Origin of the sequence: Paenibacillus sp. M2 (genome assembly GCF_046713495.1) — a bacterium.
GTDB classification, from domain to species: Bacteria; Bacillota; Bacilli; order Paenibacillales; family Paenibacillaceae; genus Paenibacillus; species Paenibacillus amylolyticus_B.
In genome coordinates this window covers 1,039,256-1,052,464 of sequence record NZ_CP169648.1, presented here as the reverse complement: position 1 = coordinate 1,052,464, position 13,209 = coordinate 1,039,256, and the positions used below count along the sequence as shown (strand labels likewise).

General features: G+C 48.1%; 10 protein-coding genes and 1 pseudogene. 1 reads left to right on the top strand and 10 read right to left on the bottom strand.

Translation table 11 applies throughout. The features are described from left to right. Window positions 1-4: 4 nt before the first annotated feature. From ACETMN_RS04800 to ACETMN_RS04780, 5 genes are all read right to left on the bottom strand, one after another. Complete coding sequence (locus ACETMN_RS04800) at window positions 5-2,338, bottom strand: hypothetical protein (protein ID WP_411735841.1); 2,334 nt, start codon at window positions 2,336-2,338, stop codon at window positions 5-7. Between the two features lie 17 nt (window positions 2,339-2,355). After that, complete coding sequence (locus ACETMN_RS04795; RefSeq protein WP_091015969.1) at window positions 2,356-4,743, bottom strand: hypothetical protein; 2,388 nt, start codon at window positions 4,741-4,743, stop codon at window positions 2,356-2,358. A gap of 3 nt (window positions 4,744-4,746) precedes the next feature. Further along, complete coding sequence (locus ACETMN_RS04790) at window positions 4,747-5,355, bottom strand: hypothetical protein (RefSeq protein ID WP_091015971.1); 609 nt, start codon at window positions 5,353-5,355, stop codon at window positions 4,747-4,749. Window positions 5,356-5,385: 30 nt separating this feature from the next. Further along, complete coding sequence (locus ACETMN_RS04785) at window positions 5,386-5,940, bottom strand: hypothetical protein (RefSeq protein WP_053061450.1); 555 nt, start codon at window positions 5,938-5,940, stop codon at window positions 5,386-5,388. Window positions 5,941-6,369: 429 nt separating this feature from the next. Then, entirely contained in the window at window positions 6,370-6,507 is a 138-nt protein-coding gene (locus ACETMN_RS04780; RefSeq protein ID WP_411735840.1) for a hypothetical protein, read from the bottom strand. Window positions 6,508-6,517: 10 nt separating this feature from the next. On the opposite strand from ACETMN_RS04780, the pseudogene ACETMN_RS04775 reads away from it, so the two are divergent. Continuing rightward, a pseudogene (locus ACETMN_RS04775) lies at window positions 6,518-6,634 on the top strand (transporter); the annotation flags it as partial. Window positions 6,635-6,655: 21 nt separating this feature from the next. Here the strand turns inward: ACETMN_RS04775 and ACETMN_RS04770 are convergent. The 5 genes from ACETMN_RS04770 to ACETMN_RS04750 all read right to left on the bottom strand — a co-directional run bounded on the left by ACETMN_RS04770 (window position 6,656) and on the right by ACETMN_RS04750 (window position 12,981). Then, on the bottom strand, window positions 6,656-6,922 hold the full coding sequence (locus ACETMN_RS04770; RefSeq protein WP_143786515.1) for a hypothetical protein: 267 nt from the start codon (window positions 6,920-6,922) through the stop codon (window positions 6,656-6,658). Beyond that, window positions 6,904-7,890 carry a WXG100 family type VII secretion target gene (locus ACETMN_RS04765; RefSeq protein WP_091015973.1) on the bottom strand — a complete coding sequence of 329 codons (987 nt, stop codon included), beginning with the start codon at window positions 7,888-7,890 and terminating at the stop codon, window positions 6,904-6,906. Before ACETMN_RS04765 ends, ACETMN_RS04770 begins: the two co-directional genes overlap by 19 nt. A 46-nt stretch (window positions 7,891-7,936) precedes the next feature. Then, window positions 7,937-8,401 carry an acetyltransferase gene (locus ACETMN_RS04760; RefSeq protein ID WP_373419830.1) on the bottom strand — a complete coding sequence of 155 codons (465 nt, stop codon included), beginning with the start codon at window positions 8,399-8,401 and terminating at the stop codon, window positions 7,937-7,939. Between the two features lie 154 nt (window positions 8,402-8,555). Next, window positions 8,556-10,124, bottom strand: a complete 1,569-nt coding sequence (locus tag ACETMN_RS04755) for a glycoside hydrolase family 30 protein (protein WP_091015976.1) — start codon at window positions 10,122-10,124, stop codon at window positions 8,556-8,558. Window positions 10,125-10,269: 145 nt separating this feature from the next. Next, the gene (locus tag ACETMN_RS04750; RefSeq protein WP_411735839.1) at window positions 10,270-12,981 is read right to left on the bottom strand and encodes a glycoside hydrolase family 3 C-terminal domain-containing protein; all 2,712 of its coding nucleotides are present in this window, start codon (window positions 12,979-12,981) and stop codon (window positions 10,270-10,272) included. Window positions 12,982-13,209 lie beyond the last annotated feature (228 nt).

Sequence of the window (13,209 nt, the reverse complement as noted above, 5' to 3'; positions counted from 1 at the left end):
ATTATCATGCCGGATCACCCTTAACTAAGATGTCGAACTCCCCGTATCCAGTTCGTGCTGTATGAGCCGTTACGATTCGAGCAAAAAACGGAACAGCTTCATCGTAGTTCAGCATCTCAGTGTAGAAGAGTGAATCCTGTGGAGTGAAGGGATCTTCTATCTTGCTTATCTCCAGGTTCACCCCCTCTGGCAGAGTTTTATTGTTCGGTGTCAGAAGTACATTCGTTAGTGCATTAGATGTCTTGTTAGTAAGCAGAATAGGGTAGGTCTGCGAAACCTGACCAACAATGAGGACACCTACCTCCAAGTACCTAAGCACATTACCAAAGTCATCGGAGTAGTACTCTCCATTGACATCCGAAAATATGAGTCCCGCATACTTGCCCACAAATGTAAACGATTTGACACTTTGATCACCGTAGGAGTCGATGGCTGATACCTCTACTACATTATCCGCGTCAATGTTTACCTGAGTGCTCAGGTACTGCTTCTCCCATACGATTGGAGTCTCCCCCATGTCTGCAAACAGAGGAACATACTCGAACCTGATCGCATCAGCGATAACATAGCCATTAGCACCATCTGAACGAATCTTTACGCTTCCCACAGTTCCTACGTCAAATGTGTAAGTGCCTATTAGGTTCCACAGCCCCCCGTTTACCTGCTGGTTGACGACCAATGTCTCCTTACCGCCCACAAAACTAATGTCAATAGGAGTATTCGTAGCACGGTTATAGTGACTAGGCCACATCATGTACACTTTGTACTGGCCGAACACTGGAATCCCAGGAACATATGTCGCACTAGCTCCGGTGTCTTTGGCAGCGTAATGGAAGGATGCACCACTGAAAGGTGATTGACCCACCGCCCCCTCTGAGGTTTTAGTCCAAGAATTTACTAAAGAAAAACCTTCTGCACTATCGTTATCTATGATAATGTCCTGCGGAACAGCCCCCATATATGGGTACTCCTGTACTCCATTCACTAACACTCGGTACTTTACCTTATCACGGTCATTGATGATGACTCTGACATTGAGACCTTGTTCATGGATCTCAATAGCAGGAAGATCGTTGATTACATTGATCGGGGAGAACAAGTAACCTGATCGCCCATCCGCCGACTCTGCGAATACCTCTACGATGTTTCCATTGCCAAGCTGGTACTTCTCAGCATCGTAGAAGATTGTCTCATTTAAAGTGGAAGGATTACGGTATGCCGACCAGTCTACATCGACGCTGTTAAGAAGGACCTTGTACCGAATTGGGGAGTTATCTGGAATATCTCCGGTGATCGTGATGTCCTCCCCGCTAATAGTCGTAGGAGAGATGGTCAAGCCGTCAATGTAAAGACTGCTCCCTGTGATTCCTGCAACGTCACGTAGCCGAACAACATAACTTTTACCAGATCCACCTGCACCAGAGTAATAATTTTTCCCTGGGTATCCAATGTTCGACGCTCTGACTCCACCAGTGACTTCCATTGACGGGGTGTCTCCGCTCTCCTTGATAACAACTATAGTCCCGCCGGCACCTCCAGCACCTGCCCCCGATTCACTCAATGCTGTGATACCGTTCTCTCCGTTGGCGACGAGTTTACCATCGGCTCCCACATTCAGTTGCTTAGTAAGGATAACAATAACACCACCACCGTTCCCCCCTTTACCGGAACTGGTACGACCATTGTCAGATCCACCTGCACCGCCAGTGGTTCCCGCACCACCAGCGGCAGCATTCGCGCCACCACCTCCAGGTGTACCTACGATGTATCCGTCATTGTAGTTGTTCCTACCTCCACCACCACCATTACCTTGCTGTGCTGTGCTTCGGGAGTTCCATCCTCCTGCGTAATACTCGCCACGCATACCGACCTGAGATAAAGCAGTAGCTGCCGCTCCCCCCCGATAACCTTTTCCCGTTACGTTGACAACGCCGTCAAGGTTGAGTTCTTCGCAAATAATGGGGATAATTCCTCCGGCAGACCCGCCGACAAGATTATTACTTGTTATAATACTACCCTGGGTGATATTAACCTGCTTGTCGCTAATACATGCATGAATGGATACGGAGGTGGCATTCAAAATGTGCCCATTCTGCACAGACACTGGAGGACGAAGCAACGTCAACTTCGCGTCATCCTCTACGGCTGTGATGTACACGAAATCGTAAAGACCTGCTTCCGTAGCTGCTCCATAGCGGACATGTACTAATGCCCAAGTGTTTGGCTGGATAGCTACTTCACCTGTCGCAGCAACGAGAGTAATTGTATTCCCCTCAATAGCCGATACCCACCGCTTCCAGTAGTTATCGTCGTACACAAAATTTCCAGAGATGTCCATTACGCTGCCACCTTCTATTAATAGTCAACTGCTATTTCAAATTCCCCAACGCCCGTATCTCCTCCTGTCCCTGCGACCATCCTGACGTAGAACGTTGCAACGTCTTCGTGAGACAAGGCTTCTGAGTAAGCGATATATCCGGAAGGTGTAAATGGTTCATTGCTTAGTGAGAACTCAATTGCTGCGTCAGCGGGTAGTTCGTCCATATTCGACGAAAGAGCGAATCCCCCTAGCACGGTTCCTGTCCGGTTAATGACATTTATTGCATGTACTGCCGACGTCTCTCCGAAAGCCAGCCATCCGATGTTAAGGTAGTTAAGTACATTGCCCAGGTCATCCGAATAAAAGACTCCGTTTTCATCCGAAAACATAACTCCTGAGTAGGAGCCTGTAAATGTCAGAGAAGTACTTGTCTGTGCCCCATACGAATCCATAGCAACGACCTCAATCGTATTATCCGCATCAACTACAACTTCATTACTGTACAGCGTTCTGCTGTACCCTAGCGGGGATTCAGTAAGTTCGGAGTACCCGCCCTGCTCAGGGTAGATAATAACCCCATTTAGAATTACTTGAATTCTAACTCTGTCCATCTCAGGATCTTCCACAACAACATCCAGACGCATCCCTATCATTGAAGCCGTAATACTTGGCTCTACGCTTTCTAGAGCGACAGTATACAAGTAAACTGACTCTCTGCCGTTGCTATTTCTTACGAACAATCTGACCGTATTCATCCCATAACGGAGTAAGCTATTCGCTATGTCATACCTAACATGCAGATCTCTTGGGGCTAAGTCCGTAAATCCACTTTGAGGAAATACTTGGTCATCGTTTACGGTGATTCGGTACTGTACATCTAGCCCAATGGTGTCATTAATGATGCCTGAAAGAAATACGTCATTAGTGTGTGTATATGTCACGTCCAGACCGCCATCAAATCTTGTTGTATTCTCCATGAGAGAGAAGGTAATCGTCCCTGCTCCACCTGTACTACCAGCAGTAGCCGCTGCTCCCCCGTTAGCATTTGTGGTTCCCCTGTTAACCAGGGTTGTGTAGAAGACGTTGATCGAGCCACCTCCTGACGAACCACCGCCCCCGTTACCGCCAGCCCCTCCGACCGATCCTATAGAAGAAACGGTGCCTGTATTATCAAAAATAGTTGCGTAGATGATTAGGAGGCCTCCCGTCCCTGCTCCACCTACTAAACCGCCGAGAGCTGTGCCTCCTCCGTTACCTGCTCCGCCACCAACAGGACGAGAAGTTCCGTAGGTTGATGCAGCGTTACCACCAGCACCGCCTATGTCTGAACCCGCTCCTGCCCAAGCGTTCCCACGGTAACACCATGCTCCACCGCCACCTGCTCCACCGGAATAGGATGTTCCAGTACCGCCCCTGCCTGTAATGAAAGTACCTGTATGTGGGTTTGACATTCCTCCACCACCAGATCCCCCACCGCCGGTTCTTCTTGCCGTGCCCGCTACACCTGTCCGGCCAGCGTTAGTAACCGATTGTGCTCCACCTGTAACGCTCGTACCGCCTACAGCCCCCATAGCTGGAACGTACTCAAATGACCCGTCATTGTTCTGATAAAGGTAGACGTTCTGTCCGGTTGCTATAGCTCCCTTGGCCGTCATACTTATCGTCCCTTTGTTGGTTAGCTTGCCTCCTACGTAAACGGTCATGCCCTTCTTTCTAACCCTCGGTATGAGGGTAGCGCCAGTATTGACCGTTAGGTTTTTATGGAACTTAAGCACGAGCATTTTAGAGTCAAGGGTCTCATCTCCAAATGAGTCAATCAGTTGCATAGCACCAATGGTCAGGAAATTGGTATCCCCATTGTTGGCTGTCACATTGAGTCTGTACATTTTATACAGCCCGATATTTTGAACAGGTACAGCGAAACCCTTCCAAGTATTGTCCACCCAACCGGTAACATGTTCACGGGTGTCTATCACAGTCCATTTCTCCCCATCGTCAGATGCTTCAAATGTCCAGTTTTTAGGACTACCCAGGGGTCTACCTGTCTGCCCACACAGATAGTAGAGAGACACACGTCTTGCTGTAACCATGGTCATTTGAAGCCAGCCCGTAGTATTGAACTGCGCGGTAGCCCAACAGATTGTCCCGTTAACACCGCTAACGAATGCTCTCCATGCTAGGTAGCCAGGGGATACGGTATATTCTGAACTTGCAGATGCCTTGAAGTTTACGTTGGCAGTGTTGCTGGTTAGCACGGGTACGATGTTTTCGACCGCCTGAGTATCTACTTCAAAGTCATCCAAGTAGTTGCACATCTCAATGTCTATATTCACGCCGTTGACTTCAAGTACATGAGTACCATTTGGGATGTCTTCCCCCACCAAGTAGTCGTGGAGTGTAGACTTACCTGAGTAAATAGCCATTCGTTACCACCTCACATACCACATGACTTGCCCTCCCATACCCTTTCTCAGGGGAGCATCGAACTCAGCGACCTGCGTTCCGTTACGCTTAATCACCAACCTACCGTCAAGATCCGTGTCGGCTACAGTCCTTACCGTCAAATTAATTGGTACGTTGTTGCACGGGACACTAATAATGGCCTTAAAGTTGAAGTTGATCCCATCAATTTTAAGGCTCTTTTTGTATCCAGTGTTGAAAGCAGTAACCCTGCTTGGGAAATTCGTATTATCTCGCTGATTAAAATTCGCCCACGCTTCCGCATCCTTGTACGTAATGACATCGTTATAAAGCTGGCTTTGACCTGTCAGGTAGTATTCTTTATCGCCTACCTTGTAGACAATCTCGTATATCTGACCTCTTAGATGGAAGAAACCTCCAAGCACTTCGTGATAAAGTCTCATGCCGTTTCCGATAAGACCGAAGCGAATGAGCGACTCCTTTCTAATCGTGTTGAAATCTCCTCGTTTTTTCGTTTGATAGTGGTACTCAGAAAGGTGAGTACCATCGGAATACTCACCCATCCAAATATAGTCTTGATCCACAAAAGAGTATGGATTAATTTTTGTCAGCATAGGGTAACCTCCATTGCATTGGATGTTTTCTTACACGTACTGATAGGTTATACGAGTACGAAAATTAATTAGACCAGCCGAAGCATTACCTGGAATTCGGCAGAGGAGTTGCACTTTGACGTAGTTACCTTTGGCGTTGATTAGATCTCCGTCATTCTTGACTCCGAGCAAGCTGACTTCACCGCTCGTTGTTGTGTGTGAACCGACATTAGGTGTAAACGTACCGTCTACATTTGTCGTGCTACCGGTGGTCTTAATTGGCCGAGAAACTGCAACGTTTTCGATGGAGTCCCACCCAATCTTGTTGAATCCAGTATCTATCTCGTCAACTCTGACTTCGATCCACTGACCTTCTACCAATTCTCCGGTATTTCCGCCATTCGAGTCTTTCGTCATGATTGCCGCATTCTGCATGTCCGGTACATCTTCAAGACCCTTACGGTTATTAAAGATCAAGAAAGTGTCAATCTCAGATGCTTGGGAAGCATCTACAACGCCAATATCCCAACGGGTAAGCTGATCTTCATCACCGTTGGTCGGCTTGTACCACGATGCCAATGGCACTGGCACTTTAACGTCAGCCATTACAATCACTCCTTATATTTGTTTGATGACCACTTCGACTGTCCACCAGTCCATCTCAAATCCAATTGAGATAACATTCACTCGGAAGTAGTCACAATGATCACAGGTGCTATGGATGTCCTTCTCAACGTGATCACCTTTCTGAACATAGAAACACATACTAAATTACCTTTCAATATAAGGAGTTACGGAGTGTTTTTAACACTAGCAGAGGACAGCAACGGAAAAGAATTTATCGTACCTGCCTTCGGGCGAACTTAACTCTGGTATTTCTCGCATTTTCAGGAATGCAGATCTGTCCTCCGTCGCGTAAATGGATCCAGTCGCCGCAGTTGTAAGGCATGTGTCTACCGTTATTGTCCGGATCAGACCGCTCTATCCCCGCCAGGCAGTCCTACCTTATTAAGCTGATCCACGTTGTTCAGTTCATCAAGTCTGTCGCTGACCTGTCCGCATCATATCACCGCTGTAGAACACGCCCTCAGCAAGAATAATCTTTGTCTGCTGCAAGTCCTCAGCTACTTGATACATAGACTTGTTCGGTGTACTGAACCACTTGGGAATCATCTTGTTTGAAGGGGGGATCCATAACCTGGTTCCTGTGACGCTCGGCAATCTGGTGGGTGGTGTGCTGCTGATGGGATTTATGTATTATGCGGTGAACAAACCGTTTCTGGATGAAGAGACACATTAATCTTTGGCAAAAAAGATCTCCTTACAGTCCGGTCCGTTGACCGTGGCTAATCGGTAAGAAGAATCCAAAACACCCCGGCATCCTTCCCATCTCAGGGAGAAGGTTGCCGGGGTGTTTCTCTATAGGCAGGCGCAGGCTCATGGATAAGCCGCCTGCCCTCCACACGCATAGCCATGTGTCACACAACCACATGGCTCCATGCGGTGGGTCGGCAAGCGGGCCGCAACCAGGTTGCCCTGTGTTGCCCGCTTGCCAACCCCATCCGTGGCTTAGAAGTAATCCCGCCACGGAGTATATTCAATATCGTTGTCGCCACGCGTGACCACGATCATATTTTCCATTTTTCCCGTTTCCTTATTGGTGCGGTAGATCATCGTACGTGTCTCGCCTTCCTCCGGCACGGAGAACAGGAATTTGTCCGCGACGAAGGATGAACCTAGTCCTGTCGCATGTTCCGTGAAGGCAGAGCCCGTCTTGCTTGTGAGCAGCAGACCAATGCCGTAGGCTGTAGCCGTTTGTGCTGCTTTGCCAAAGAGATGCTCGCCTTGACTGGTGGTGTGCGTTTGCTCCGAATACTTATACTTTTCCGTATCTTTGGTATAGTCCACCACATTGCCCTGTTTATCCAGACTGATGGTGGTCGTTTCGCCCTTGTCGCTTTTCACCTGATACGTACCGACGATGGAATCCTCGGTTATTTTTAACGTCTTGCCCGTGTTGGGGTCAGTCTGATAGATTACATCTTCATACTGAAGCCGAATGATGTTCATGCTGGCCTGAATCTGCTGCGCCAGTTCTTCGTCACCCATCTCTTTGGCTTTCTTCAGCATTTCCTCATAGTTCTGGTATTTCTCGGCATCCTTCTCATCCCATTCATCCATGTTCTTTGGTGGACCTGGTGTTTTGTCCAGATCATCGCCTTTATTTTTGCCCATGGTTGATAAGGCCCGCGCTGCGGTCAGCGCCGTCATGATTGCCTGGCTCACCGCCTCCTCATCTGTCGTGCGGAAACGCTCGGCAATTTTCTTAAGCTCCGACTGAATGGACAGAACCAGTTCCAGTACAGATTTCATCGTGCCTTGAGCCGTTGAATAATCGTTATAAAAACGCTCACGCTCCATGCCATCCCAGTTGCTGCGCATGACACTCATCTTGCCGTCCAATGTGGACATGAAGCCCGATAATTGCTGATGTGCCTGAGCGAACTGCCCACTGACCGTCTCCAGTTGTTCCGGTGTCACCTTGATCTGTGTCATCCTGCACACTCCTCATCCTGGTCATCTATAACTCATGGTCTATCCATTACGGCAATCTCTCGGCCTCTTCCTGTTTGATCTCCAGATGTAACAGCGGAAACGGATTACCGGAACTATCCAATTCAGACCGCCCCATCTGTACAAATCCCATCTTTTCATAGAATCGGGCTGCCCCAGTATTCTGCTCATTAACATCCACCTTGAGGTGACGGCCTTTGATTTTGAAGGCATGGTCTATTAGCAGACGTCCCAGACCCTGTCCGTGTTGGCTCGGATCTACAAATAACATCTCGATAAAGTTATCATCCACACCAATAAAACCCACGGGTTGTTGCTTCGTATTCAGCACTTCCCAAATCTCAACTTGTTTTTGTTGCAACACATCACTCACCACTTTTTTGTAGAACTGAATGTGATGCTCTTCCAAAAACGTATGGGTTGCCCGCACAGCACTCTCCCAGATTCCAACCAACTTGTCATGATCCTGTTCCCGATATGCAACGACTAACATGTCCAACGTATTCTCCTTTTCTATTAAAAGTAAAAGGTTATGTAAAAGCCCGATCCTGGGATCGGACATGTTTAATACATCATATTTGAAATAACTCAATGTTTATTTTACCATGTCCATCATTCAATCTGTACCCATAATTTCCAATCTTGAGTCAACGTTCTACCCCCGTCTTTGGTTTCCAACGGAAGGTTGCTGCCGACTGGGAAGGCAGTGTATATTGAAACGAATCTCCGCCCATGACTACATCAAAGGAAACTTCTGCCTCACCCGTATTAGCTGCAACCAGCACCATCGTTCCATCCGGATTGCGGAAGGTTACGTTCTCGATCTTGCCCTGTTCTTGCGTGGATTCAACTCTCACAGCTCCCGGACGCACATAACGGCTGATGTGGCCTAACGCATAATACTCGACATTTCTGGTGATTTCATCACGCTCCGGGTCAATCGTCACAACCCCACGGCAGTTCTCACAGCCACCGTTCGTGGGTCCACCTTGCCGATCAAGTGCAATGTTCCAGAGCAGCACATTTTTCGCCCAGTTGCGAGGTGCACCAATGATGAGATTGGACATTTGCCAGCTAAGATTCTCGCCAAAATCAGGACTCCACTCCCCACCACTACATTCGGTAAAATAGATATGTTTGTCTGGGAAGCGCTCATGCACTTCCGACATGGCAGATGGATCACCTGCATAACAGTGGAAAGCAGTTCCATCGACATAGGCACCAGCCTGCTCATCACCCAGCACCTTGCCAGTATATTCGACCGCCTGATCCCAGTTATGATCATACGCGATGATTCGTGTGTCCAGTTCTGCATCCTGTAGCGCCAGGCCGAGATAATCCCGTATGAACATCGCTTGTTCTTCGGCACCCATACTCATACTCGGATATTTATCCGAGGTGAACTCCGGTTCATTTTGCAACGTGATCCCGTAGATGGGAATGCCCTTTGCCTGATAAGCTTTGATATATTTCACAAAATATCTCGCGTACGCTTCATACACCCGGGGTTTGTTGTAATCCAGATACCAGCCGTTAGTGGTCTTCTCTTCCCCGTACTTCATCCAGGCCGGGGCCGTCCACGGTGTGCCCAGCACTTTAAGATCCGGTTTCAACCCAACTGCACGCTCCAACATATTCACAACGTCCTGATCCTTATCGATCGAAAAGTGTTCCATCTCATAATCCGTGCCGGATTCGATATCATCATAGGTATAGCTTGAAGCGGCGCCTGATTCATCTACCGAATAATCGGAGGCACCAATCGTATGACGCACCATATCCAAGTTCAGCCCTTCCGTTGTAAACAGTTCCTTCAGCAGTTGCTCTTGCTGTTCCTCTGGGAGCTCGTTGATTAGATGCGCAGATGAACCCGTCGTCGCTGCGCCAAATCCATCCATGGTCTGATACGTCTTGTGCGGGTCAATCTGTATGGTGAACGCTGACGAAGAAATGTCTGGCTCCTGCGTTGAAAAAACTGAAGAGCCTGTTTCTGCCTCATGGTGATCTGTAATTGGAATAGGCTTCTGTGGTGTAAGCAGATTTTGCTGATCTCCCGTGGTTAGCCAGACTTCGGACGTTCTCTGTTTGTCCACAACCGGTGGCGGAGCGGGTTGTTCACTTCGGTTGAAGATAAGCCAGATTCCTGCACCGAAACAACAAACAGCAATTAACAGGATGATCCATCGTTTGGGATGCTCTCGCCAGCCTATGTTCATCACGCTCACTCTCCTTCCATTATGGAAAAAGCCGCGGCCACTAGGCCACGACTCCATTTCCTAATTTATATGAATTAGAACAAACTGCATTTGACGCAAATAACTTCACTGGGAGAACAACCTTTCGATCCCCCAGATTTCACTTTTATTTACCGGACTTGCTTCCGATATTCACACTGCCTGTCAGACGGATATCATCCGATGCACTGCCGACATACACTTGAACTTTACCCTTAGGCATTACCCATTCATGCGATGCTTCATCCCAATAGGACAATGCACTGCGATCCAGTTGAATGCTGACCCGCTGCTGCTTGCCTGCCTTCAGATCTACCTTCGCCCAACCAGCAAGTTGCTTCTCTGGCGTTTCAACTTTAGTTGGCAGATTGCCAACATAGACCTGTACCACTTCTGCACCGGAAACTTTACCGGTATTGCGCAGGTTCAGAGATACTTCCACGGTTGCTTTGTCGCCTTTGCCAGTGTTTTTCACATGCAGATTACGATAATTAAAATCGGTATAAGACAGTCCGTGTCCAAAGGCAAACGCCGGTGTCATGCCTTCTTTGTCATATCCTTTGTACCCTACAAAGATACCTTCGGAGTAGTTGCCCACCCCATTTACACCCGGGAATTGTTCCGCAGTGGATACCGGGGTCTGGGAATCATCTGACGGGAACGTCACCGGCAATTTACCGGATGGATTCACATCACCAAACAGCACACGTGCCACTGCATTACCTTGTTCCTGACCTGCATACCAAGCCTGAACGATGGATGGCACTTCTTTTTGCCAGGAATCCATTTCAACAGCGCGACCACTCATTTGCACCACAATCGTTTTTGGATTGGCTGCCGCTACCTTGCGGATCAGCTGCTCCTGGTTATTCGGCAGCTCCAGGTCGGAACGGTCGACGTAACCTTCACTGTCATACGTACGAGTTACCACGACGGCAACATCGGATTTTTTCGCCAGCTCAACTGCTTTTTGCATTTTGATATCCACAGCGTCTTCTGGAGCTTCCCAGCCAAAACGAACCTGTGCGCCCATATCATGATTGGTCTGTACCGGGAAATCCGTACGATACTCAATTCGAATATTGTGGGACTCGCCTTCTTTGAATGTGATTTCTTTCTTCGTTGTACTCAATGTTTCACCTTGATTGTCTACGAGTAACTTATCATCCACATACAGTTTTGCAGAACCTAGACTGGTCAGGGACAGTTTATATTCACCCGTTTGAGGTGCTGTGATCGCCCCTGTCCAACGAGCAGACATTTTGGCATTGAATTTGGTTGGTGTCACTGGAAGCTTGGAAGATTGTGCGTTAAAACCTTCATAGTTGTAGAATCCAAGATTCATGTTGACCTGATTATCTGTACGAACCAGAGAAGGGTTACCCTCCATATCTTTATTCGTCCAGTATTCAGCACGCAGACCATATTCCGCACGATCTGTACCATAGTCTCTTTCGCTTTCCTGAGCATCCGCTGGTGATAAAAGAGTAGAAGGTACGGCGGATGGTCCATTAAATGCATCTCCTGCGGAGATAGGATCCGTTCCGGCAGCATATTTTACATCCACACCGTTACCAGCACGGTTACGAATGCCTTGAAGCGGACTTACAGTATACGTTGGATTAACCAGACTGCTACCTCCACCAGCAGCAGATGCGTTATCTGCATCCGGTCCGATGACCGCGATGGATTTCACGTTTTTCTTGGACAGAGGCAGAACATTATCGTTGTTTTGCAAAAGAACCATGCTTTCTTCTGCAATTTCACGCGCTTGTTTGCCGTCTTTCTTGGCATTGATTTGTGTATTCGTTACAGGATTATCGAACAGCCCTTTATCGAACATCTGAAGCAAAATGCGTCTAACCTTCTCATCAATGGTTTGCTCGCTGACTTCGCCATTGTTCACGGCTTCCAGCAATTTGTCTCCCCATTTGCCGTAAGGCTCTCCCGGTGTCTCCAGATCCAGACCCGCATTGGCGGATTTGGCTGTGCTGAAATTTGCACCGTAGTCACTCATGACAAACCCTTCGAAGCCAAACTGATCCCGAAGGACATTGGTCAGCATCTCCTTGTTCTCACAAGCATATGTACCGTTCACCTGGTTAAATGAACACATGGCTGAACCGAGATCCGCTTTTTCGACCATCGCCTGGAACGGACGTGCATAGACTTCCTGAATCGCACGTTCACTGGCTGTAGCATTGGTCGTGAAACGTTCCGTCTCCTGGTTGTTCAGGATGTAGTGTTTCGCTGTAGCGATAACCGGATTACTTTGAATCCCGTTCACATACGCTGCACCCATGCCCGAAGCCAGTAGCGGATCTTCCCCGAGAGATTCAAAGTTCCGGGAACCCCATGGTGTACGTGCAATATCCAGCCCAGGGCCGAGCACTACATTATGTGTGGTATCATGTGCTTCCTGACCGATGAGATCGCCATATTTCTTGGCAAGATTAGTATCCCAAGAAGCGGCAAGCGCGATGGGTGCAGGCAATGCCGTGGACTTTTTGTCCTGTACATCCGGGTTAGCCACACGTACTCCTGCGGGTCCATCTGCCATCTGTAATGCTGGAATACCGAGGCGCTCCAATCCATCATTATAGAAACCATAATAGTTATTTACTTTACCGGTTACGAATCCAACTTTCTCCTCCAGCGTCATCTCCTTGAGCAGCAGCTCGGTACGTTCCTCCGCTGATAGAGATGTGTTCATCCAAGGCCGATTGGCCCCAGATTCCGCCTCCGCGGCGAAGGCGTGTAGCGGCATAGCCGCAACCGCCACGATGATTAATAACATAAACCATCGTTTGAGGAAAATCAGATTGAGTCTTCTGTTCATGTTGTAAGTTCTCCTTCTCTCTTGATCATTTTTCTTGTGCACATATTGAATACATGTATACAAGGGAATGCAAACTGGCTAAATCCCAGTCTTTCAAGCATTCAGGTCGTCCTGCACATGGCTTCTGAAACTTCAGCCTGCAAGCAAGTCAGCAGATTTCGCTTCCTAACGATAGCCGACATGAACATGAATTACATCCCCTTAAATTTGGTAAATGACCGATTAGAA

What these genes read in the sequence shown, in the direction of transcription:
- ACETMN_RS04760 (WP_373419830.1), bottom strand. Translation starts at nt 8,401, where the DNA reads ATGTTAGTCGTTGCATATCGGGAACAGGATCATGACAAGTTGGTTGGA.
- ACETMN_RS04780 (WP_411735840.1), bottom strand. Translation starts at nt 6,507, where the DNA reads ATGATTCCCAAGTGGTTCAGTACACCGAACAAGTCTATGTATCAAGTA.
- ACETMN_RS04765 (WP_091015973.1), bottom strand. Translation starts at nt 7,890, where the DNA reads ATGACACAGATCAAGGTGACACCGGAACAACTGGAGACGGTCAGTGGG.
- ACETMN_RS04755 (WP_091015976.1), bottom strand. Translation starts at nt 10,124, where the DNA reads ATGAACATAGGCTGGCGAGAGCATCCCAAACGATGGATCATCCTGTTA.
- ACETMN_RS04795 (WP_091015969.1), bottom strand. Translation starts at nt 4,743, where the DNA reads ATGGCTATTTACTCAGGTAAGTCTACACTCCACGACTACTTGGTGGGG.
- ACETMN_RS04800 (WP_411735841.1), bottom strand. Translation starts at nt 2,338, where the DNA reads ATGGACATCTCTGGAAATTTTGTGTACGACGATAACTACTGGAAGCGG.
- ACETMN_RS04785 (WP_053061450.1), bottom strand. Translation starts at nt 5,940, where the DNA reads ATGGCTGACGTTAAAGTGCCAGTGCCATTGGCATCGTGGTACAAGCCG.
- ACETMN_RS04750 (WP_411735839.1), bottom strand. Translation starts at nt 12,981, where the DNA reads ATGAACAGAAGACTCAATCTGATTTTCCTCAAACGATGGTTTATGTTA.
- ACETMN_RS04790 (WP_091015971.1), bottom strand. Translation starts at nt 5,355, where the DNA reads ATGCTGACAAAAATTAATCCATACTCTTTTGTGGATCAAGACTATATT.